Source organism: Bacillus cereus group sp. MG1 (assembly GCF_040460035.1).
GTDB classification, from domain to species: Bacteria; Bacillota; Bacilli; order Bacillales; family Bacillaceae_G; genus Bacillus_A; species Bacillus_A cereus.
The window spans coordinates 2441825-2463238 of record NZ_JARVGY010000001.1; the positions used below are offsets into that span (position 1 = coordinate 2441825).

Consider the following 21414-nt stretch of genomic DNA (forward strand, 5'->3'; position numbering starts at 1 on the left):
CTTAAGCTTCTTTTACAGTTACAAGGTGAGAAACTTTGTTGATCATACCAAGAATAGCAGGAGTTTCTTCCTTAACTACAGTTGAATTCAACTTTTTAAGACCTAAAGCTTCTACCGTCGCACGTTGATCTTGTGGACGACCAATTACACTACGAGTGAGGGTAATTTCTAACTTTTTCGCCATTTGTTTTCCCTCCTTAACCTAGTAGCTCTTCTACAGATTTACCGCGTAATTTTGCAACATCTTCAGCGCGCTTAAGTTCGCTTAATCCGTTCACAGTAGCGCGAATCATGTTGATTGGTGTGTTAGAACCAAGAGATTTCGAAAGAATATCTTGTACACCAGCTAATTCAAGGACCGCACGAACAGGTCCACCAGCAATAACACCAGTACCCTCAGCAGCAGGTTTTAAGAATACTTCACCAGCGCCAAAATGACCGTTGATTGTGTGTGGAATTGTTGTACCAACTAATGGTACAGCGATTAAGTTTTTCTTAGCGTCTTCGATAGCTTTACGGATTGCGTCTGGTACCTCTTGTGCTTTACCAGTACCGAATCCAACATGACCGTTTTTATCGCCAACTACAACTAGTGCAGCAAAGCGGAAACGACGACCACCCTTAACAACTTTCGCGACACGATTTATCGTAACTACACGTTCTTCAAGTTCTAATTTACTTGGGTCAATGCGATGCATCAATTTTCCCTCCTTTGACCATTAAAATTGTAATCCAGCCTCACGAGCAGCTTCAGCTAGAGCTTTAACACGGCCATGGTATAAGTAACCACCGCGATCAAATACTACTTCTTTAACGCCTTTCTCTACAGCACGCTTAGCAACTGATTCTCCAACTTTCGTAGCAGCTTCAATATTGCTAGTACCGTTAAGAGCAAGGTCTTTATCAAGAGTAGATGCACTTACTAACGTTACACCATTCACATCATCAATAACTTGAGCGTAAATATGTTGGTTAGAACGGAACACGTTTAAACGTGGACGCTCTGCAGTACCAGTAAGTTTAGCACGTACACGTGCATGTCTTTTCTTACGAGTCGCATTTTTATCAGCTTTAGTGATCATTCTTGTCACTCCTTTCTCTCACCTAACGGGTTTACTTAGCAGTTTTACCTTCTTTACGACGAACAACTTCGCCTTCGTAACGAATACCTTTACCTTTGTAAGGCTCAGGAGCACGTACAGCACGGATGTTAGCAGCGAATTCGCCAACACGTTGCTTGTCGATACCTTTAATTACGATCTTAGTTGGTGCAGGTACTTCAACTTCAAGACCTGCTTCCGGAGTCATTTCTACTGGATGAGAATAACCTACGCTTAATACAAGTTTATCACCTTGTTTTTGAGCACGGTAACCAACACCGACTAATTCAAGTCCGCGTGCGAAACCTTCAGTTACACCTTCAACCATGTTTCCGATTAAAGCACGAGTTGTACCGTGTAATGCACGGTGTTCCTTCTGTTCAGATGGACGCTCAACTGTTAATGTATTCTCTTCAATTTTGATAAGCATATCAGCATTGAAAGTACGAGTTAATTCACCTTTAGGGCCTTTTACAGTTACAGTATTGTCTTCTGCAACTGTAATAGTAACACCTGCAGGGATTTCAAGAATCTTTTTACCAATACGAGACATGTGGTCACACCTCCGTTCGTTTTAAATATATATTACCAAACGTATGCTACTACTTCTCCACCAGTTTGTAATTGACGAGCGTCTTTGTCTGTCATTACTCCCTTAGATGTAGAAACAAGAGCGATACCTAATCCGTTAAGTACACGTGGTACTTCGTCAGCTTTAGCGTAAACGCGTAAGCCAGGTTTACTGATACGTTTTAATCCAGTGATTACACGTTCATTGTTTGCACCATATTTCAGGAAAATACGAAGGATACCTTGTTTGTTATCCTCGATGTATTCTACATCACGAATGAAACCTTCACGTTTTAAAAGTTCAGCGATCTCTTTTTTGATTTTAGAAGCAGGAACCTCTAATTTCTCATGACGTACCATGTTCGCATTACGGATGCGAGTAAGCATGTCTGCAATTGGATCTGTCATCACCATGTGTTTTACCTCCTTCCCATTTGTGGGTTTTACCAACTAGCTTTTTTAACACCAGGAATTTGACCTTTATATGCAAGTTCACGGAAACAAATACGGCAAAGTTTAAATTTGCGGTATACAGAATGCGGACGACCGCAGCGTTCGCAACGTGTATACTCTTGTACTTTAAACTTAGGAGTACGCTTTTGTTTCGCTATCATAGATTTTTTAGCCACGTTTTCGCCTCCTCTACTTAGCGTTGGCTTCCATTATTTTTGGAATGGCATACCGAATTGTGTTAAAAGTTCACGAGCTTCTTCATCAGTTTTCGCTGTAGTAACGATTACGATGTCCATACCGCGGACCTTGCTTACTTTATCATAATCAATCTCAGGGAAAATAAGTTGCTCTTTAACACCTAATGTATAGTTTCCACGACCATCGAATGATTTCTTAGAAACACCACGGAAATCACGTACACGTGGTAAAGAAACTGATACTAATTTGTCGAAGAACTCATACATTTGCTCGCCGCGTAAAGTTACTTTCGCACCGATTGGCATACCTTCACGAAGACGGAAACCAGCGATTGATTTTTTAGCACGAGTTACAACAGGTTTTTGACCTGTGATTTGTGTTAATTCTTCTACTGCGTTGTCTAACGCTTTTGAGTTAGATACCGCGTCACCAACACCAGTGTTGATTACGATCTTTTCGATTTTTGGTACCTGCATTACAGATTTATAGTTAAACTTGCTCACTAGAGCAGGAGTAATTTCCTTTTGGAACTTCTCTTTAAGGCGATTCAATGAAGTGACCTCCTTTCTTAAGAAAATTATTTATCTAATAATTCACCAGATTTTTTTGCAATACGAACTTTTTTACCATCTTCTACTTTGAAGCCTACACGAGTAGGTTCACCTGTTTTCGGATCTAAAATCATAACGTTAGAAACGTGAATAGGTGCTTCTTTAGTAATAATTCCACCTTGTGGATTTAATTGAGATGGCTTAGAGTGCTTCTTAACGATATTGACACCCTCAACGATAACACGGTTTTGCTTTGGGAAAGCCACAAGGATAACGCCTTGTTTTCCTTTGTCTTTACCAGTGATTACCTGTACTTTATCACCTTTTTTTACATGCATCTTAATTCTGCACCTCCTTAGCAAGGCAATACCTTAAATTATAGAACTTCTGGAGCTAAAGAAACGATCTTCATGAAGTTGCTATCACGTAATTCACGAGCTACTGGTCCGAAGATACGAGTACCACGTGGGCTCTTATCGTCTTTAATGATAACCGCTGCGTTTTCATCAAATTTGATGTAAGAACCGTCCGGACGACGAGCTCCGCTCTTCGTACGTACCACTACTGCTTTAACAACGTCACCTTTTTTAACAACGCCACCTGGTGTTGCTTGTTTTACCGTAGCAACGATAATGTCACCAATGTTAGCATATTTACGACCAGAGCCGCCTAATACTTTAATTGTTAAAAGTTCACGTGCACCAGAGTTGTCAGCAACTTTCAAACGAGATTCTTGTTGGATCATGTTATGAAACCTCCCTTCGGACTAAAAATTCCGATTCGTCTATTTAGATAATAACCGCTTCTTCAACGATTTCAACTAAACGGAAACGCTTAGTAGCAGAAAGCGGGCGAGTTTCCATGATTTTAACGATATCGCCAAGTTTCGCTTGGTTTTGCTCATCATGGGCTTTGTACTTCTTAGAATACTTAACACGTTTTCCGTACAAGGAATGAGTTTTGTAAGTTTCAACTAAAACTGTAATCGTTTTGTCCATTTTGTCAGACACTACACGACCAGTATAAACTTTGCGTTGGTTACGTTCGCTCACTATGCAAACCTCCCCTCAATTTATCGATTAATTCCGATCTCTCTTTCACGAACTACAGTTTTCATACGAGCAATTGCTTTACGCACTTCACGAATGCGAGTTGGATTCTCTAATTGTCCTGTAGCAAGTTGGAAGCGAAGATTAAACAACTCTTCCTTTAAAGCTTTAACTTTTGTTTCGATTTCGGCAGTGGTTAATTCACGAATATCATTAGTTTTCATTAGATTCACCACCATTTTCTTCACGTTTTACGAATTTACATTTCACAGGTAACTTGTGAGCTGCAAGACGTAATGCTTCGCGTGCTACCTCTTCAGATACACCCGCGATTTCAAACATAATTTTCCCAGGTTTTACTACTGCTACCCAGCCTTCTGGTGCCCCTTTACCGGAACCCATACGTACTTCTAGAGGTTTTGCAGTGTAAGGTTTAGAAGGGAAAATTTTAATCCATACTTTACCGCCACGTTTCATGTAACGAGTCATTGCACGACGAGCAGCTTCGATTTGACGGTTTGTAATCCATGAAGCAGCTTGTGCTTGTAAACCGAATTCACCGAAAGCAATTTCAGTTCCACCTTTAGCACGACCACGCATTTTACCACGATGCTCTCTACGATATTTTACGCGTTTTGGCATTAACATATTATTTTCCTCCTTCCTCAGAAGCTTTCTTTTTTGTAGGAAGGACTTCTCCACGGTAGATCCATACTTTTACGCCTAATTTACCGTATGTTGTATCAGCTTCAACTGCTGCATAGTCAATATCAGCGCGAAGTGTATGAAGTGGAACAGTTCCTTCACTGTAAGATTCTGCACGAGCGATATCAGCTCCGCCAAGACGACCAGAAACCTGTGTTTTAATACCTTTAGCACCTGCACGCATAGCACGTTGAATAACTTGCTTTTGTGCACGACGGAATGATACACGGTTTTCTAATTGACGAGCGATGTTTTCGCCTACTAATTTAGCGTTAAGATCAGCTCTCTTAACTTCTAAAATGTTGATGTGTACACGCTTGCCTGTTAATTGGTTAAGAGCTTTACGAAGTGCTTCAACTTCAGTACCACCTTTACCAATTACCATACCAGGTTTTGCAGTGTGAATTGTAACATTTACACGATTTGCTGCACGTTCGATTTCTACTTTAGCAACAGCAGAATCTTTTAAGCGTACATTAATGTACTCACGGATTTTGATGTCTTCATGTAATAATGTAGCGTAATCTTTCTCAGCGAACCAACGAGATTCCCAGTCACGGATAACGCCGACACGAAGACCAATTGGATTAACCTTTTGACCCATCGATTATCCCTCCTTCTTTTCTGATACCACAACTGTGATGTGGCTTGTGCGTTTGTTAATTTGGCTTGCACGACCCATTGCACGTGGACGGAAACGTTTTAACGTTGGACCTTCGTCAACGAAAACTTTTTCAACAACTAGGTTGTTAATGTCCATCTCATAATTGTGCTCTGCATTTGCGATTGCAGATTTTAAAACTTTTTCTACAACTGGAGAAGCAGTTTTTGGTGTGTGGTTAAGGATAGCAATCGCTTCACCCACTTGCTTACCTCGGATTAAGTCTACTACTAAACGAACTTTACGAGGAGCAATACGAACTGTTCTCGCTACTGCTTTAGCTTGCATTGAAGTGCCTCCTCTCATTATCTTCTAGTTTTCTTATCGTCAGCAAGGTGACCTTTGTACGTACGAGTTGGTGCGAATTCACCTAACTTATGGCCAACCATATCCTCAGTGATGTACACAGGTACGTGTTTACGACCATCATATACAGCGATTGTGTGTCCGATGAACTGAGGGAAGATTGTTGAACGGCGAGACCAAGTTTTAACAACTTGTTTTTGCTCAGATGCAACTAATTTTTCCATTTTGCTCATTAAGTGATCATCGACAAATGGTCCTTTTTTTAAGCTACGAGCCATTTTGGTGCCTCCCTTCGTGATTGGCGTACGGTTCTAGAAATGAACCGTACTACAATCCCATTATTTTTTACGACGACGAACGATGAATTTGTCAGACGCTTTGTTTTTCTTACGAGTCTTGAATCCAAGAGTTGGTTTACCCCATGGAGACATTGGAGACTTACGTCCGATTGGAGAACGTCCTTCACCACCACCGTGTGGGTGATCAACCGGGTTCATTACAGAACCACGAACTGTTGGGCGTTTACCTAACCAGCGAGAGCGACCTGCTTTACCGATTTTGATAAGTTCGTGTTGTTCGTTACCTACTTGACCGATTGAAGCGCGACAAGCAGATAATACAAGACGTACTTCACCAGAAGTTAAACGTACAAGTACGTATTTACCTTCTTTACCAAGTACTTGAGCAGATGTACCAGCAGAACGAACTAATTGTCCGCCACGACCAGGCTTAAGCTCGATGTTATGAACAACAGTACCTACTGGAATGTTGATTAATGGTAATGCGTTACCGATTTTAATGTCAGCTTCTGGGCCAGACATAACTTCCATACCTACTTCTAAAGATTTAGGAGCAAGAATGTAACGTTTTTCACCGTCAACGTAGTTAATTAATGCGATATTCGCAGAGCGGTTTGGATCGTATTCGATCGTAGCAACGCGTCCTGGAATTCCATCTTTGTTACGCTTAAAGTCGATGATACGGTATTGACGCTTATGTCCGCCACCTTGATGACGTACAGTGATTTTACCTTGGTTATTACGACCAGCCTTCTTGCTTAAAGGAGCAAGTAATGACTTTTCGGGTCTATCAGTCGTGATTTCAGCGAAATCATTCGTAGTCATATTACGACGACCGTTAGTAGTTGGATTATACTTTTTGATTCCCATCTCAATTCCCCTCCTTCTTTAGTAAGAATTAAACGCCTTGGAAGATTTCGATTTCTTTGCTGTCAGCAGTTAGCTTAACGATTGCTTTACGACGACGGCTAGTAAAACCAGCGTGACGACCAACGCGTTTTGCTTTCGGCTTGTAGTTCATGATGTTCACTTTTTCTACTTTAACACCAAAGATCGCTTCAAGAGCATCTTTAACTTCTGTTTTATTAGATTTAACGTCCACATCGAACGTGTATTTTTTTTCAGCCATCATTTCCATAGAACGTTCAGTGATAACTGGGCGCTTAATGATATCACGAGGATCTCTCATTATGCAAGCACCTCCTCTACTTTTTCCACTGCCGCTTTTGTCATGATTAGCTTATCATGATGAAGCACGTCTAAAACGTTTACGCCATCAGCAGTGATTACTGTTACTCCAGGGATATTGCGAGCAGATAACTCTACAGATTCGTTTGCATCAGCAGTTACGATAAGAGCTTTCTTCTCAACAGTTAATCCTTTAAGTACTGCTAGCATATCTTTTGTTTTTGGTGCATTTAACACTAGGTCTTCAAGAACTACAATGTTGTTCTCAACTACTTTAGTAGCTAATGCAGATTTGATTGCTAAACGACGAACTTTCTTAGGAAGTTTGTACGCATAGCTTCTTGGTGTAGGTCCGAATACCGTACCACCACCACGCCATTGAGGAGAGCGGATAGACCCTTGACGAGCACGTCCAGTTCCTTTTTGACGCCATGGTTTACGACCACCACCGCGAACTTCAGAGCGAGTTTTTACTTTGTGTGTACCTTGACGTAAAGATGCACGTTGCATCATTACAGCTTCGAAAAGTACAGCTTCATTTGGTTCGATACCGAAAATAGCTTCAGCTAATTCGATTTCACCAACCTGTGAACCAGTTTGGTTATATACAGTAACTTTTGGCATTGGAATTCCTCCTTCCTATTGTGAATTATTTGCTAACCTTCACAGCGCCTTGAACAACTACAAGAGATTTCTTAGCACCTGGAACGTTACCTTTTACTAGTAATAAGTTGCGCTCAGTGTCAACTTGAACGATTTCTAAGTTTTGGATAGTAACTTGGTCTCCACCCATACGTCCAGCAAGTTTTTTGCCTTTGAATACACGGTTCGGAGCAACTGGGCCCATTGAACCTGGACGACGGTGATAGCGAGAACCATGAGACATAGGTCCGCGAGATTGTCCGTGGCGTTTGATAACACCTTGGAAACCTTTACCTTTAGAAATTCCTGTTACATCAACGATTTCACCTGTAGCGAATACGTCAACTTTTACCTCTTGACCAACCTCTAATCCGTCCACGTCTGCATCGCGGATTTCGCGAATGAAGCGCTTAGGAGTTGTAGATGCTTTAGCAGTGTGGCCTTGTTCAGGTTTGTTAGTTAACTTTTCACGTTTATCTTCAAATCCTAACTGAATTGCATTGTAGCCATCAGTTTCAGTTGTTTTCTTTTGAAGAACAACGTTTGGATTAGCAGCGATAACTGTTACTGGGATTAACTCACCGTTCTCAGCAAATACTTGAGTCATACCGATCTTTCTTCCTAAGATTCCTTTGGTCATGAGTTACACCTCCTACATTTTTAAGTTATATAAATTATAGTTTGATTTCGATATCTACACCAGATGGTAAGTCTAAACGCATTAATGAATCTACTGTTTGTGGAGTAGGACTCACGATGTCGATTAGACGTTTGTGCGTGCGCATTTCGAATTGCTCACGAGAATCTTTGTACTTATGAACAGCACGAAGAATTGTGTAAACAGTTTTTTCAGTTGGTAATGGGATCGGACCAGAAACTGTTGCCCCAGAACGCTTAGCTGTTTCTACAATTTTCTCAGCTGACTGATCAAGAATACGGTGATCGTAAGCTTTTAAACGGATACGAATTTTTTCTTTTGCCATTATTTTCCCTCCTTCGTTCGCCTATTTCTAAAATAGACCTTCTCCATGGAAATTTCCCCACACCATGCCATGGCAAAGCGGCCGGGTGTGTCAGCAACCTTCCACTTCATCGCAGTCAAAGACCAACATTGTCTATTATACAATGTTATTCGTCTAGATGCAAGCATCTTTTTGTTTGCATCTGCTTTTCTCTACTTTTGCTATTATACATGGCACTTTAAAGAATTTCAAGTTTTCATCTAACAGAATTCATTTTACAGTTTCTGGATTATCTTTTATTGTTTTTATATTACTATAGAAGAAACTCGTCAAAACAAAAAAACACTCTCTTCTCCCTTATATAAACGCAAACAAAAAACCTAAGGGAAAATCCCTTAGGTTTTTTTATATCAGTTAAGATTACTCAACGATAGTAGCAACTACACCGTAACCTACTGTACGTCCACCTTCACGAATAGAGAATTTAGTTCCCTCTTCGATAGCGATTGGAGCGATAAGTTCGATAGTCATTTCGATGTTGTCACCAGGCATTACCATTTCAGTACCTTCTGGTAATTGGATGATACCAGTTACGTCAGTTGTACGGAAGTAGAACTGAGGACGGTAGTTAGCGAAGAATGGAGTGTGACGTCCACCTTCTTCTTTAGATAATACGAAAACTTCAGCTTTGAATTTAGCGTGAGCTTTTACAGAACCGCTTTTTGCAAGTACTTGTCCACGTTGGATGTCTTCACGAGCAACCCCACGAAGTAAAGCACCGATGTTGTCTCCAGCTTGAGCTTGGTCAAGAAGTTTACGGAACATCTCTACACCAGTTACAGTTGTAGAAGCATTTTCTTCAGCAAGACCGATGATTTCTACTACGTCACCAACTTTAACGATACCGCGCTCAACACGACCAGTAGCAACTGTACCACGACCTGTGATAGAGAATACGTCCTCTACAGGCATTAAGAATGGTTTGTCAGTTTCACGTTCTGGAGTTGGGATGTAAGCATCAACTTCAGCCATTAATTCAATGATTTTTGCTTCCCAATCAGCTTCTCCTTGAAGAGCTTTAAGAGCAGAACCTTTGATTACAGGAATGTCGTCGCCTGGGAATCCGTATTCAGATAATAGGTCGCGAACTTCCATTTCTACTAATTCTAATAATTCTTCGTCATCTACCATGTCGCATTTGTTTAAGAATACAACGATGTAAGGAACACCTACTTGACGAGAAAGAAGGATGTGCTCACGTGTTTGAGGCATTGGGCCATCAGCAGCAGATACTACTAAGATACCGCCGTCCATTTGAGCAGCACCAGTGATCATGTTTTTAACATAGTCAGCGTGACCTGGGCAGTCAACGTGTGCATAGTGACGAGTTTCAGTTTCGTACTCAACGTGTGCAGTTGAGATTGTGATACCGCGCTCTCTTTCTTCTGGAGCAGCATCGATTTGATCGTATCCGCGTGCTTCAGCACCACCAGCTTTTGCAAGAACTGTAGTGATCGCAGCAGTTAATGTAGTTTTACCATGGTCAACGTGGCCGATTGTACCGATGTTAACATGGGGTTTAGAACGTTCGAATTTAGCTTTAGCCATTCTAAATTCCTCCTTAGTTTATATAGGTTATTTTATATTTAGACTAGAAAGTGAAACTTACGTCCCACTTTCTAAGCTTACATAAGTAGTTATACTTGAACAATCGATAAAAATCAATTATTCACCTTTATTTTTTTTGATAATTTCTTCAGAAACAGACTTTGGTACTTCTTCATAGTGGTCAAACACCATAGAGAATGTTCCGCGTCCTTGAGTGTTAGAACGTAATGACGTTGCATAACCGAACATTTCAGAAAGTGGAACCATAGCGCGAACAACTTGTGCGTTACCGCGAGCTTCCATACCTTCTACACGTCCACGACGAGATGTTACGTCACCCATAATGTCACCCATGTACTCTTCAGGAATTACAACTTCAACTTTCATCATTGGCTCAAGAATTACTGGGCTACATTTAGAAACCGCAGCTTTAAGTGCCATAGATGCAGCGATTTTGAACGCCATCTCAGATGAATCGACATCATGGTAAGATCCGTCAACTAATGCAGCTTTAATGTCAACTAGTGGATAACCAGCTAGTACACCATTTTTAAGTGCATCTTCAAGACCTGCTCCAACAGCTGGGATGTATTCACGAGGAACTACACCACCGACGATCTTGTTTTCGAATTCGAATCCTTTACCTTCTTCGTTAGGTTCAAACTCAATCCAAACGTGACCGAATTGTCCACGACCACCAGATTGACGAGCGAACTTACCTTCAACTTTCGCAGCAGCGCGGAAAGTCTCACGGTATGCTACCTGAGGAGCACCAACGTTTGCTTCCACTTTGAATTCACGACGCATACGGTCAACGATGATATCAAGGTGAAGTTCACCCATACCAGCGATGATAGTTTGGCCAGTTTCTTGGTCAGTGTGAGCACGGAATGTTGGATCTTCTTCAGAAAGCTTAGATAATGCTGTACCCATTTTATCTTGGTCAGCTTTAGATTTTGGTTCGATAGCTACAGAGATAACTGGCTCTGGGAATTCCATAGACTCAAGGATAACAAGGCTCTTCTCGTCACAAAGAGTATCACCAGTAGTAGTATCTTTTAAACCTACAGCAGCAGCGATATCACCAGCGTAAACTGTTGAAATCTCTTCACGGCTGTTAGCGTGCATTTGTAGGATACGACCTACACGCTCACGCTTACCTTTAGTTGAGTTTTTCACGTATGATCCAGAGTTTAACACACCAGAGTACACACGGAAGAACGTTAACTTACCAACATAAGGGTCAGTCATGATTTTGAATGCTAAAGCTGCGAATGGTTCTTCATCGCTAGACTTACGTTCTACTTCTTCATCTGTATCCGGTAGAGTACCTTTAATAGCAGGTACATCTAGTGGAGATGGAAGGTAGTCGATAACTGCGTCTAACAGAATTTGAACACCTTTGTTTTTGAATGCAGAACCACAGATTACTGGGAAGAATTCTACAGAAGTTGTAGCCTTACGGATACCAGCTTTAAGCTCTTCTACAGTGATTTCTTCACCTTCTAGGTACTTCATCATCATTTCTTCATCAAGCTCAGCTACCGCTTCAATAAGTTTTCCACGGTATTCTTCAGCTAATTCTTTGTGCTCTTCAGGAATTTCAACACGTTGAATGTCTGTTCCTAAATCGTTACCGTACATGTAAGCACACTCTTCAACAAGGTCAATGATACCATTGAACTCATCTTCAGCACCGATTGGTAACTGAATTGGATGTGCGTTTGCTTGTAAACGATCGTGGATTGTTCCTACAGAGTATAAGAAATCTGCACCGATCTTATCCATTTTGTTAACGAATACGATACGAGGTACGCCGTAAGTAGTAGCCTGACGCCAAACAGTTTCTGTTTGTGGTTCTACACCAGATTGCGCATCAAGTACTGCTACAGCGCCATCAAGTACGCGTAAAGAACGTTCTACTTCTACTGTGAAATCTACGTGTCCTGGAGTATCAATGATGTTTACACGATGACCTTTCCATTGTGCTGTAGTTGCAGCAGAAGTAATTGTGATACCACGCTCTTGCTCTTGCTCCATCCAGTCCATCTGAGATGCACCTTCGTGAGTTTCACCGATTTTATGAATACGTCCTGTGTAGTACAGAATACGCTCAGTTGCTGTTGTTTTACCAGCATCGATGTGAGCCATGATACCAATATTACGAGTGTTTTCTAAAGAGAACTCTCTTGCCATTTGGTGTCTTGCTCCTTCCATATATGGATTGGATTTTTTTATTTTAAGTAGCAAAAAAGCCACTTTATATTGTTACACATGTCAGTATGTCCAGTACTCTCATTATGTAAAACGAGCGCCCGATGAAAGGGAGAGGCATTCTCCCTCTCCACACTTCCATAAGCGACAAATAAAGCGGTTTATGCTTACATTTATTTTACGTTGAATCCTACCAACGGTAATGAGCAAATGCTTTGTTAGCTTCTGCCATTTTATGAGTGTCTTCACGTTTCTTAACAGATGCACCAGCGTTGTTAGCTGCATCTAAGATTTCGTTAGCAAGACGCTCTTCCATAGTTTTTTCACCACGAAGACGAGCGTAGTTTACTAACCAACGAAGACCTAAAGTTGTACGGCGTTCTGGACGAACCTCAACTGGAACTTGGTAGTTAGCACCACCAACACGACGAGCGCGTACTTCAAGAACAGGCATGATGTTCTTAAGAGCTTGCTCGAATACTTTCATTGGCTCTTTACCAGTACGTTCGTTTACGATATCGAACGCATTATAAAGAATTGTTTGAGATTTACCTTTTTTACCGTCAACCATCATTTTGTTGATAAGGCGTGTTACTAGCTTCGAATTGTACATTGGATCTGGTAACACGTCACGTTTCGCAACAGGTCCTTTACGAGGCATATTGAGTTCCTCCTTTCATTTTAAAGTTATTATTTTTTAGCAGGTTTTGGTCTCTTAGTACCATATTTAGAACGTCCTTGCATACGTTTGTCAACACCAGCTGTGTCAAGCGCACCACGAACGATGTGGTAACGTACCCCCGGTAAATCCTTTACACGACCACCGCGAATTAATACTACGCTATGCTCTTGTAGGTTATGACCGATACCTGGGATGTAAGCTGTAACCTCGATACCGTTTGTTAAACGTACACGAGCGTATTTACGTAACGCTGAGTTAGGTTTCTTTGGAGTCATTGTACCAACACGAGTACATACACCACGTTTTTGAGGTGCAGAGATATCAGTTGATTTTTTCTTTAAAGAGTTAAAACCTTTGTTTAACGCAGGTGATTTAGATTTCCATACTTTATCAGTACGACCATTTCTCACTAATTGGTTAATAGTAGGCATTTGATTATCCTCCCTTCGCATGTTTGTATGACCACATATCCAGGTGGTTCATTATTAGTTGAAAACAAAGTTTTTGCAAGGAAGAGCAAATGCTCTCTCCTCACAAAAACAGTTTTAACTTATTATTCCTATTGCTGAAGCTCCCACTTGAATCCCCGAAGCTTTACCAAGCTTACGAACTGATTCAACTTTTGTTATGGGCACGTTATATTGCATTGCAACACGAATGATAGCATGGGTTAACCGCATGTCAGCATCCTCTGCGATGACAACTTCTTTAACTGTACCATTTTTGATTGCCTCCAATGTGCGTTTATGACCAACGACTACATTTTCAGCAGTTGATACTTTTTGATAAGACATATAAATATCCTCCAAAGCATCGTTCAGGAGCAACCTTGATTATAGTAACATTTTGACTCATACAATGTCAACTAAGATTAATTGTTTTTATACAAAATTTATGCCGGAAAATTTTACTGTTCCACATAAACCTCATCGTTTTCTACATTCATGTCATCTTGTGTTGTTTTTACAAGATCCACTTTGCGATAACGATTCATACCTGTTCCAGCAGGAACAAGTTTACCGATAATAACATTTTCTTTTAATCCTAGAAGTTCATCGCGTTTACCCTTAATTGCTGCATCAGTTAAGACACGAGTTGTTTCTTGGAACGATGCTGCAGATAAGAATGAATCTGTTTCAAGTGAAGCTTTTGTAATACCAAGTAGAACAGGTCTAGCTGTTGCTGGTTGCTTACCTTGCAGTAAGACCTTAGCATTCGCATCAGTGAACTGATGGATATCTAGTAATGTTCCTGGTAATACATCTGTTTCACCTGCATCACTTACACGAACTTTACGTAACATTTGACGTACCATTACTTCTACGTGTTTGTCACCAATTTCTACCCCTTGCATACGGTATACTTTTTGAACTTCACGTAATAAGTATTCTTGAACCGCCGTAATGTCCGTTACTTTTAGTAATTCTTTCGGATCAATAGAACCTTCTGTTAACTCTTTACCGTGGCTAATTGGCTGTCCTGGAGTTACTTTCAGACGAGCACCGTAAGGAATAGCATACGTACGAGCTTCAACTTCACCCTGTACAACTACTTCTTGGCGATCTTTAACGTCGTTGATCGCTGCGATAACACCGTCGATTTCACTGATAACTGCCTGACCTTTCGGATTACGAGCTTCGAAGATCTCTTGGATACGAGGTAAACCTTGAGTGATATCATCTCCGGCAACCCCACCTGTATGGAATGTACGCATCGTTAACTGTGTACCTGGCTCACCGATAGATTGAGCTGCGATAATACCTACCGCTTCTCCTACTTCTACGTCTGTTCCAGTTGCTAAGTTACGACCGTAACACTTCTTACATACACCGTGGCGAGTGTTACACGTAAACGCTGAACGAATGTTTACAGTTTCAACACCCGAATTTTCAACGATATGAGCGATATCTTCAGTAATTAATTGATTTTCAGCAACTAATACTTCACCTGTTTCAGGATGTTTTACAGTTTTTCTTGCAAAACGTCCAACAAGACGATCATATAATGACTCGATAACTTCATTACCCTCTTTAATCGCACCGATTAATAAACCGCGATCTGTTCCACAATCATCTTCACGAACGATTACATCTTGTGCAACGTCAACAAGACGACGTGTTAAGTAACCAGAATCGGCAGTTTTAAGTGCTGTATCAGCAAGACCTTTACGCGCACCGTGCGTAGAGATGAAGTACTCAAGTACTGTTAAACCTTCACGGAAACTCGATTTGATTGGAAGTTCGATGATACGACCAGATGGATTGGCCATAAGACCACGCATACCAGCAAGCTGAGTAAAGTTAGATGCGTTACCACGGGCACCTGAGTCACTCATCATGAAGATTGGGTTGCGTTTATTCAAGGATTTCATCAGTTTTCCTTGGATAACATCTTTTGCATTACTCCAAATAGAGATAACGCGATCGTAACGTTCTTCTTCCGTGATTAAACCGCGACGGAATTGTTTAATTACATTATCTACTTTTGCTTGTGCTTCGTGGAGAATTTCATCTTTTTCGCCTAATACAAGAATGTCAGATACCCCAACTGTAATACCAGCTTTTGTAGAGTACTTGAATCCTAAGTTTTTCATACGGTCAAGCATGCGAGACGTTTCTGTAATTTGGAAACGTTTGAATACTTCCGCAATGATGTTACCAAGGATTTTCTTGCTAAATGGCGCCACTTCTTCGCGACTAGCAATAATTTCTTTAATGTTCGCACCTTTTTCAACGAAATATTTCGCTGGTGTTTCTTTTTCAAGGTTTGAATTTGTTGGTTCATTAATATAAGGGAACGACTCTGGTAAGATTTCGTTAAATATTAATTTACCAACTGTTGTTAATAGAAGCATACTCTTTTGCTCTTCAGTAAATGTTGCGTTGTTTACTGCACTTGCAGCTACTGCAACACGTGTATGAAGATGAACATATCCATTTTGATATGCAAGCAATGCTTCGTTTGCATCTTTGAAGACCATACCTTCACCGATTGCACCTTCACGCTCAAGTGTTAAGTAATAGTTACCTAATACCATATCCTGAGATGGAGTAACAACTGGTTTACCGTCTTTCGGGTTCAAGATGTTTTGTGCCGCTAACATAAGAAGACGAGCTTCAGCTTGAGCTTCTGATGATAAAGGTACGTGAACGGCCATTTGGTCACCGTCAAAGTCCGCGTTGTATGCAGTACATACAAGTGGGTGAAGACGGATTGCGCGACCTTCTACTAATGTAGGTTCAAACGCCTGGATACCAAGACGGTGAAGTGTTGGTGCGCGGTTTAGAAGTACTGGATGTTCTTTAATCACAGACTCTAAAACGTCCCAAACTTCAGGTTGTACACGCTCGATTTTACGTTTCGCACTCTTAATGTTATGTGCTAATCCTTTTTCAACTAACTCTTTCATTACGAAAGGTTTGAACAGTTCAAGCGCCATTTCTTTTGGTAATCCACATTGATACATCTTTAAGTTCGGTCCTACAACGATTACAGAACGACCAGAGTAGTCAACACGTTTACCTAATAAGTTTTGACGGAAACGTCCTTGTTTACCTTTAAGCATGTGAGATAGTGATTTTAATGGACGGTTACCTGGTCCAGTAACTGGACGGCCACGACGACCATTATCGATTAATGCGTCTACAGCTTCTTGTAACATACGTTTTTCGTTTTGAACGATGATGCTTGGTGCACCTAAGTCCAATAGACGTTTTAAACGATTGTTACGGTTAATTACACGACGGTATAAGTCGTTTAAGTCAGAAGTAGCAAAACGTCCACCGTCTAACTGTACCATTGGGCGTAGTTCTGGCGGAATTACTGGTAGAACATCTAAGATCATCCAAGACGGTTCATTTCCAGAGTTACGGAATGCTTCTAATACTTCTAGACGTTTAATAGCACGAGTACGGCGTTGTCCTTGTGCTGTTTTTAATTCTTCTTTTAAGAAGTCTACTTCTTTATCTAAATCGATGTCTTGTAGTAGCTTTTTAATTGCTTCTGCACCCATAGCAGCTTGGAATGTGCTACCATATCGATCACGATATGCACGGTATTCTTTTTCAGAAAGTAATTGCTTCTTATCAAGTGGTGTATCTCCACTTTCTGTTACAACATAAGAAGCGAAATAAATTACTTCTTCAAGCGCGCGAGGGGACATGTCTAAGACAAGTCCCATGCGGCTCGGGATACCTTTGAAATACCAAATATGAGATACAGGAGCAGCTAATTCGATATGACCCATACGTTCACGACGTACTTTTGCACGCGTTACTTCAACGCCACATCGATCACAAACTACACCTTTATAACGTACACGTTTGTATTTTCCGCAATGACATTCCCAGTCCTTTTGTGGTCCGAAAATACGCTCACAGAACAAGCCATCTTTTTCAGGCTTTAACGTACGATAGTTAATAGTTTCTGGTTTCTTAACTTCACCGTATGACCAAGAACGAATCTTGTCAGGTGAAGCAAGTCCAATCTTCATATATTCAAAGTTATTTACATCTATCAAGGGGCCTACCTCCCTTTTAGTCTACAGGTTATCCCAATTATTCCTTAGTTGTCTCAACTTCGACATTCAATTTATCTGCTGATTGATGATCATCGTCATCTTCTGTATCACGCATTTCAATTTCTGTATCGTCGCTAGACATCATTTTAACGTCCATACCTAAACTTTGCAGCTCTTTAATCAATACTTTGAATGATTCAGGAACGCCTGGTTCTGGAACATTTTCGCCTTTAACAATTGCTTCATAAGTCTTAACACGTCCAACAACATCATCAGACTTCACTGTTAAGATTTCTTGAAGAGTATAAGCAGCACCGTAAGCTTCAAGTGCCCAAACCTCCATCTCACCGAAACGCTGTCCACCGAACTGAGCTTTACCTCCAAGAGGTTGCTGCGTTACAAGTGAGTATGGTCCAGTAGAACGAGCATGAAGTTTATCGTCAACCATGTGCGCAAGTTTAATCATATACATGACACCAACAGATACGCGGTTATCGAATGGTTCACCAGTACGTCCGTCATACAGGATTGTTTTCGCGTCATTTGCCATACCAGCTTCTTCAATTGTGCCCCAAACATCTTCCTCACGAGCACCATCGAATACTGGTGTTGCAATGTGAATGCCAAGGTATCTTGCTGCCATACCAAGATGAAGCTCTAATACCTGACCGATATTCATACGAGATGGTACCCCTAATGGGTTTAACATGATATCGATTGGCGTACCGTCTGGTAAGTAAGGCATATCTTCTTCTGGTAAAATACGAGAAATAACACCTTTGTTACCGTGACGTCCGGCCATCTTGTCACCTTCAGAAATTTTACGTTTTTGAACGATATATGCACGTACAAGTTGATTCACGCCTGGTGGCAATTCATCGCCATCTTCACGGTTGAATACTTTTACGTCTAAGATAATACCGCCACCACCGTGTGGTACACGTAGTGATGTATCACGTACTTCACGCGCTTTTTCTCCAAAGATAGCATGTAATAGACGTTCTTCAGCTGTTAATTCTGTTACACCTTTAGGTGTTACTTTACCAACAAGTAAATCTCCATCTTTTACTTCAGCACCAACGCGAATGATACCGCGCTCGTCAAGGTTACGTAATGCGTCTTCCCCAACGTTTGGAATGTCACGTGTAATTTCTTCTGGTCCAAGTTTCGTATCACGAGCTTCTGATTCATATTCTTCAATATGAATAGAAGTGTACACATCATCTTTTACAAGGCGCTCACTCATGATGATCGCATCCTCGTAGTTATAACCGTCCCAAGTCATGAAGCCAACAAGCACGTTACGTCCAAGTGCTAGTTCACCTAATTCCATAGAAGGACCATCCGCAAGGATTTCACCTTTTACAACTTCATTTCCAACACTTACGATTGGACGTTGGTTGTAACAAGTTCCTTGGTTAGAACGAATGAATTTTTGCATTTTGTAGCGATCTAAGTCGCCTTTTACTGTTTGACCGTCAACTTCTACATAGCGACGTACCCAAACTTCACGTGCTTCTACGCGCTCAACAACACCAGGATGTTTACAGATTACTGCAGCACCTGAGTCTTTTGCTGATACGTACTCCATACCTGTACCTACAATCGGAGATTCCGGATTCATTAACGGAACCGCCTGACGTTGCATGTTCGCTCCCATAAGTGCGCGGTTAGAGTCATCGTTTTCTAAGAACGGAATACAAGCTGTCGCTGCCGACACTACTTGTTTTGGAGATACATCCATGTAGTCGATGCGTTCTCTATTTGTGACAATGTTTTCACCACGGAAACGAGCTACGATATCTTCACTTAGGAATTCACCTTCGTCAGATAATTTCATATTCGCTTGGGCTACAACATAATTATCTTCTTCATCTGCTGTTAAGTAATCAACATGCCCTGTTACAAGACCAGTTTCTGGGTCAACACGACGGTATGGTGTTTCAATGAAACCAAACTCATTTACTTTCGCGAACGAAGATAATGAGTTAATCAAACCGATGTTTGGTCCCTCTGGTGTTTCAATCGGACACATACGACCGTAGTGAGAGTAATGAACGTCACGCACTTCAAAGCCTGCGCGCTCACGCGTTAAACCACCAGGTCCTAATGCAGATAGTCTTCGTTTGTGAGTTAACTCTGCTAATGGATTTGTTTGGTCCATAAACTGAGATAACTGAGAACTTCCGAAGAACTCTTTAATAGATGCAATAACAGGACGAATATTAATTAGTGCCTGTGGTGTAATCGCATTTGTATCTTGGATCGACATTCTCTCACGAACAACACGTTCCATACGAGAAAGACCGATACGGAATTGATTTTGTAATAGTTCTCCAACAGAACGCAGACGACGGTTTCCTAAATGGTCAATATCATCTGTATCCCCTACTTTGTATAGTAGGTTGAAGAAGTAACTGATAGAAGCAAGGATATCACCTGGTGTGATGTGTTTCACATCACGAGTAATGTTTGCATTACCAATTACATTAATTACGCGTTCGCCTTCCGACTCAGGAGCATAAATCTTAATAGATTGCAGCTCAACATCGCCTTCTACCACTCCACCCATTGGTTTCGCTGTTTTGAATCCAATGTTTTTCTCTAAGTAAGGTAAAATGCGATCAAGTGTACGACGATCTAAGATTGTTCCTTCTGCCGCTAAAATTTCACCAGTTTCTGGATCCACTAATGTTTCAGCTAAACGTTGATTAAACAATCTGTTTTTAATGTGTAACTTCTTGTTGATCTTATAGCGACCTACATTTGCTAAATCGTAGCGCTTTGGATCGAAGAAACGAGACACAAGTAAGCTCTTAGCATTTTCTACTGTTGGTGGTTCACCAGGACGTAGACGCTCATAAATTTCAAGCAATGCTTTTTCTGTGCTATCTGTGTTGTCTTTTTCTAATGTGTTGCTTAAGTATTCGTTATCACCTAAAAGCTCGGTGATTTCTTGATCAGAGCCAAACCCTAATGCGCGTAACAAAACAGTTACAGGAAGTTTACGCGTACGGTCAATACGCACATATACAACATCCTTAGCATCTGTCTCATACTCTAACCAAGCTCCGCGGTTTGGAATTACAGTAGCAGTAAAACCACGTTTTCCGTTTTTATCCACTTTGCCACTATAGTATACGCTTGGAGAGCGAACTAACTGGGAAACGATAACACGTTCTGCACCGTTAATTACGAATGTTCCAGTCTCTGTCATGAGTGGGAAATCTCCCATGAACACATCTTGTTCTTTTACTTCACCAGTTTCCTTGTTGATTAGACGCACTTTTACACGAAGTGGTGCTGCATACGTCACATCACGCTCTTTGCATTCGTCTACAGAGTATTTAGGTTCACCTAAGCTGTAGTCGATAAATTCAAGCGATAGATTTCCCGTAAAGTCTTCAATCGGAGAAATGTCTTGGAACATTTCTCGCAAACCCTCATCAAGAAACCACTGATAAGAAGAGGTTTGAATTTCGATAAGATTTGGTAACTCTAATACTTCACTAATACGGGCATAACTTCTTCGTTGGCGGTGGCGTCCGTATTGAACTAGTTGACCTGTCAACTGCTTCACCCCTCAAATCATGAGTATTATAAATGCACAAAAAAATTTGTGCAAAATCACAAATAAATACAACTACTGCTATTAGCGTAGTCTCTTTCTCTTAAAGATAAATACGTTGAGTCTTTCTACCTGCTCA

General features: G+C 41.0%; 27 protein-coding genes. All 27 read right to left on the reverse strand.

Annotated features, from left to right (window positions below; all coding sequences use genetic code 11):
• Position 1: 1 nt before the first annotated feature.
• Entirely contained in the window at positions 2–184 is a 183-nt protein-coding gene (gene rpmD, locus QCI79_RS12690; RefSeq protein WP_001085234.1) for a 50S ribosomal protein L30, read from the reverse strand.
• 13 nt (positions 185–197) lie between these two features.
• Entirely contained in the window at positions 198–698 is a 501-nt protein-coding gene (rpsE, locus tag QCI79_RS12695) for a 30S ribosomal protein S5 (protein ID WP_000554646.1), read from the reverse strand.
• A 21-nt stretch (positions 699–719) separates the two neighbouring features.
• Positions 720–1082: a 50S ribosomal protein L18 gene (gene rplR / locus QCI79_RS12700; RefSeq protein WP_000628816.1), complete on the reverse strand. Its 363-nt coding sequence runs from the start codon at positions 1080–1082 to the stop codon at positions 720–722.
• Positions 1083–1113: 31 nt separating this feature from the next.
• Positions 1114–1653, reverse strand: a complete 540-nt coding sequence (gene rplF, locus QCI79_RS12705; protein WP_000086558.1) for a 50S ribosomal protein L6 — start codon at positions 1651–1653, stop codon at positions 1114–1116.
• Between the two features lie 32 nt (positions 1654–1685).
• Positions 1686–2084 (reverse strand): 30S ribosomal protein S8, encoded by a 399-nt coding sequence (rpsH, locus tag QCI79_RS12710; RefSeq protein ID WP_000245511.1) that lies wholly within the window; start codon positions 2082–2084, stop codon positions 1686–1688.
• 29 nt (positions 2085–2113) lie between these two features.
• On the reverse strand, positions 2114–2299 hold the full coding sequence (gene rpsN / locus QCI79_RS12715; RefSeq protein ID WP_001085700.1) for a 30S ribosomal protein S14: 186 nt from the start codon (positions 2297–2299) through the stop codon (positions 2114–2116).
• A 33-nt stretch (positions 2300–2332) separates the two neighbouring features.
• A complete protein-coding gene (gene rplE, locus QCI79_RS12720) occupies positions 2333–2872 on the reverse strand; it encodes a 50S ribosomal protein L5 (protein WP_001080831.1) in 540 nt (179 codons plus the stop codon).
• 26 nt (positions 2873–2898) lie between these two features.
• Positions 2899–3210 carry a 50S ribosomal protein L24 gene (gene rplX, locus QCI79_RS12725; protein ID WP_000558200.1) on the reverse strand — a complete coding sequence of 104 codons (312 nt, stop codon included), beginning with the start codon at positions 3208–3210 and terminating at the stop codon, positions 2899–2901.
• A gap of 38 nt (positions 3211–3248) precedes the next feature.
• The gene (gene rplN, locus QCI79_RS12730; RefSeq protein ID WP_000615912.1) at positions 3249–3617 is read right to left on the reverse strand and encodes a 50S ribosomal protein L14; all 369 of its coding nucleotides are present in this window, start codon (positions 3615–3617) and stop codon (positions 3249–3251) included.
• Positions 3618–3660: 43 nt separating this feature from the next.
• Positions 3661–3924, reverse strand: coding sequence for a 30S ribosomal protein S17 (gene rpsQ / locus QCI79_RS12735; RefSeq protein WP_000004106.1), 264 nt, complete (start codon positions 3922–3924; stop codon positions 3661–3663).
• Between the two features lie 20 nt (positions 3925–3944).
• Positions 3945–4145 carry a 50S ribosomal protein L29 gene (gene rpmC, locus QCI79_RS12740; protein ID WP_000855718.1) on the reverse strand — a complete coding sequence of 67 codons (201 nt, stop codon included), beginning with the start codon at positions 4143–4145 and terminating at the stop codon, positions 3945–3947.
• Entirely contained in the window at positions 4135–4569 is a 435-nt protein-coding gene (rplP, locus tag QCI79_RS12745) for a 50S ribosomal protein L16 (RefSeq protein WP_000928969.1), read from the reverse strand. The genes rpmC and rplP overlap by 11 nt, the downstream gene beginning before the upstream one ends.
• Before the next feature lies 1 nt (position 4570).
• Positions 4571–5230 (reverse strand): 30S ribosomal protein S3, encoded by a 660-nt coding sequence (rpsC, locus tag QCI79_RS12750; RefSeq protein WP_000529956.1) that lies wholly within the window; start codon positions 5228–5230, stop codon positions 4571–4573.
• Positions 5231–5233: 3 nt separating this feature from the next.
• Positions 5234–5575 carry a 50S ribosomal protein L22 gene (rplV, locus tag QCI79_RS12755; protein WP_001148024.1) on the reverse strand — a complete coding sequence of 114 codons (342 nt, stop codon included), beginning with the start codon at positions 5573–5575 and terminating at the stop codon, positions 5234–5236.
• Between the two features lie 17 nt (positions 5576–5592).
• Positions 5593–5871, reverse strand: coding sequence for a 30S ribosomal protein S19 (gene rpsS / locus QCI79_RS12760; RefSeq protein ID WP_000124454.1), 279 nt, complete (start codon positions 5869–5871; stop codon positions 5593–5595).
• Between the two features lie 60 nt (positions 5872–5931).
• The gene (gene rplB, locus QCI79_RS12765) at positions 5932–6762 is read right to left on the reverse strand and encodes a 50S ribosomal protein L2 (RefSeq protein WP_000511583.1); all 831 of its coding nucleotides are present in this window, start codon (positions 6760–6762) and stop codon (positions 5932–5934) included.
• Positions 6763–6790: 28 nt separating this feature from the next.
• On the reverse strand, positions 6791–7081 hold the full coding sequence (gene rplW, locus QCI79_RS12770; protein WP_001205558.1) for a 50S ribosomal protein L23: 291 nt from the start codon (positions 7079–7081) through the stop codon (positions 6791–6793).
• Entirely contained in the window at positions 7081–7704 is a 624-nt protein-coding gene (gene rplD, locus QCI79_RS12775) for a 50S ribosomal protein L4 (protein WP_001127258.1), read from the reverse strand. Before rplD ends, rplW begins: the two co-directional genes overlap by 1 nt.
• A 25-nt stretch (positions 7705–7729) precedes the next feature.
• Positions 7730–8362 (reverse strand): 50S ribosomal protein L3, encoded by a 633-nt coding sequence (gene rplC / locus QCI79_RS12780; protein ID WP_000160207.1) that lies wholly within the window; start codon positions 8360–8362, stop codon positions 7730–7732.
• Positions 8363–8396: 34 nt separating this feature from the next.
• Entirely contained in the window at positions 8397–8705 is a 309-nt protein-coding gene (gene rpsJ / locus QCI79_RS12785; protein ID WP_001040596.1) for a 30S ribosomal protein S10, read from the reverse strand.
• Positions 8706–9104: 399 nt separating this feature from the next.
• Positions 9105–10292, reverse strand: coding sequence for an elongation factor Tu (gene tuf / locus QCI79_RS12790; protein WP_001029614.1), 1188 nt, complete (start codon positions 10290–10292; stop codon positions 9105–9107).
• Between the two features lie 117 nt (positions 10293–10409).
• Entirely contained in the window at positions 10410–12488 is a 2079-nt protein-coding gene (gene fusA, locus QCI79_RS12795; RefSeq protein ID WP_000090370.1) for an elongation factor G, read from the reverse strand.
• Between the two features lie 208 nt (positions 12489–12696).
• Positions 12697–13167 (reverse strand): 30S ribosomal protein S7, encoded by a 471-nt coding sequence (gene rpsG / locus QCI79_RS12800; protein ID WP_021728591.1) that lies wholly within the window; start codon positions 13165–13167, stop codon positions 12697–12699.
• Positions 13168–13196: 29 nt separating this feature from the next.
• Entirely contained in the window at positions 13197–13619 is a 423-nt protein-coding gene (gene rpsL / locus QCI79_RS12805; protein ID WP_001142341.1) for a 30S ribosomal protein S12, read from the reverse strand.
• Positions 13620–13733: 114 nt separating this feature from the next.
• The gene (locus QCI79_RS12810; protein WP_000121837.1) at positions 13734–13982 is read right to left on the reverse strand and encodes a 50S ribosomal protein L7ae-like protein; all 249 of its coding nucleotides are present in this window, start codon (positions 13980–13982) and stop codon (positions 13734–13736) included.
• Positions 13983–14095: 113 nt separating this feature from the next.
• Positions 14096–17707: a DNA-directed RNA polymerase subunit beta' gene (rpoC, locus tag QCI79_RS12815; RefSeq protein WP_000567939.1), complete on the reverse strand. Its 3612-nt coding sequence runs from the start codon at positions 17705–17707 to the stop codon at positions 14096–14098.
• A gap of 37 nt (positions 17708–17744) precedes the next feature.
• On the reverse strand, positions 17745–21278 hold the full coding sequence (rpoB, locus tag QCI79_RS12820) for a DNA-directed RNA polymerase subunit beta (protein WP_000147553.1): 3534 nt from the start codon (positions 21276–21278) through the stop codon (positions 17745–17747).
• Between the last annotated feature and the right edge of the window lie 136 nt (positions 21279–21414).

Coding starts and splice junctions, on each gene's coding strand:
- rpmD (WP_001085234.1), bottom strand. CDS start 184: ATGGCGAAAAAGTTAGAAATTACCCTCACTCGTAGTGTAATTGGTCGT.
- rpsE (WP_000554646.1), bottom strand. CDS start 698: ATGCATCGCATTGACCCAAGTAAATTAGAACTTGAAGAACGTGTAGTT.
- rplR (WP_000628816.1), bottom strand. CDS start 1,082: ATGATCACTAAAGCTGATAAAAATGCGACTCGTAAGAAAAGACATGCA.
- rplF (WP_000086558.1), bottom strand. CDS start 1,653: ATGTCTCGTATTGGTAAAAAGATTCTTGAAATCCCTGCAGGTGTTACT.
- rpsH (WP_000245511.1), bottom strand. CDS start 2,084: ATGGTGATGACAGATCCAATTGCAGACATGCTTACTCGCATCCGTAAT.
- rplX (WP_000558200.1), bottom strand. CDS start 3,210: ATGCATGTAAAAAAAGGTGATAAAGTACAGGTAATCACTGGTAAAGAC.
- rplN (WP_000615912.1), bottom strand. CDS start 3,617: ATGATCCAACAAGAATCTCGTTTGAAAGTTGCTGACAACTCTGGTGCA.
- rpmC (WP_000855718.1), bottom strand. CDS start 4,145: ATGAAAACTAATGATATTCGTGAATTAACCACTGCCGAAATCGAAACA.
- rplP (WP_000928969.1), bottom strand. CDS start 4,569: ATGTTAATGCCAAAACGCGTAAAATATCGTAGAGAGCATCGTGGTAAA.
- rpsC (WP_000529956.1), bottom strand. CDS start 5,230: ATGGGTCAAAAGGTTAATCCAATTGGTCTTCGTGTCGGCGTTATCCGT.
- rplV (WP_001148024.1), bottom strand. CDS start 5,575: ATGCAAGCTAAAGCAGTAGCGAGAACAGTTCGTATTGCTCCTCGTAAA.
- rpsS (WP_000124454.1), bottom strand. CDS start 5,871: ATGGCTCGTAGCTTAAAAAAAGGACCATTTGTCGATGATCACTTAATG.
- rplB (WP_000511583.1), bottom strand. CDS start 6,762: ATGGGAATCAAAAAGTATAATCCAACTACTAACGGTCGTCGTAATATG.
- rplW (WP_001205558.1), bottom strand. CDS start 7,081: ATGAGAGATCCTCGTGATATCATTAAGCGCCCAGTTATCACTGAACGT.
- rplD (WP_001127258.1), bottom strand. CDS start 7,704: ATGCCAAAAGTTACTGTATATAACCAAACTGGTTCACAGGTTGGTGAA.
- rplC (WP_000160207.1), bottom strand. CDS start 8,362: ATGACCAAAGGAATCTTAGGAAGAAAGATCGGTATGACTCAAGTATTT.
- rpsJ (WP_001040596.1), bottom strand. CDS start 8,705: ATGGCAAAAGAAAAAATTCGTATCCGTTTAAAAGCTTACGATCACCGT.
- tuf (WP_001029614.1), bottom strand. CDS start 10,292: ATGGCTAAAGCTAAATTCGAACGTTCTAAACCCCATGTTAACATCGGT.
- fusA (WP_000090370.1), bottom strand. CDS start 12,488: ATGGCAAGAGAGTTCTCTTTAGAAAACACTCGTAATATTGGTATCATG.
- rpsG (WP_021728591.1), bottom strand. CDS start 13,167: ATGCCTCGTAAAGGACCTGTTGCGAAACGTGACGTGTTACCAGATCCA.
- rpsL (WP_001142341.1), bottom strand. CDS start 13,619: ATGCCTACTATTAACCAATTAGTGAGAAATGGTCGTACTGATAAAGTA.
- QCI79_RS12810 (WP_000121837.1), bottom strand. CDS start 13,982: ATGTCTTATCAAAAAGTATCAACTGCTGAAAATGTAGTCGTTGGTCAT.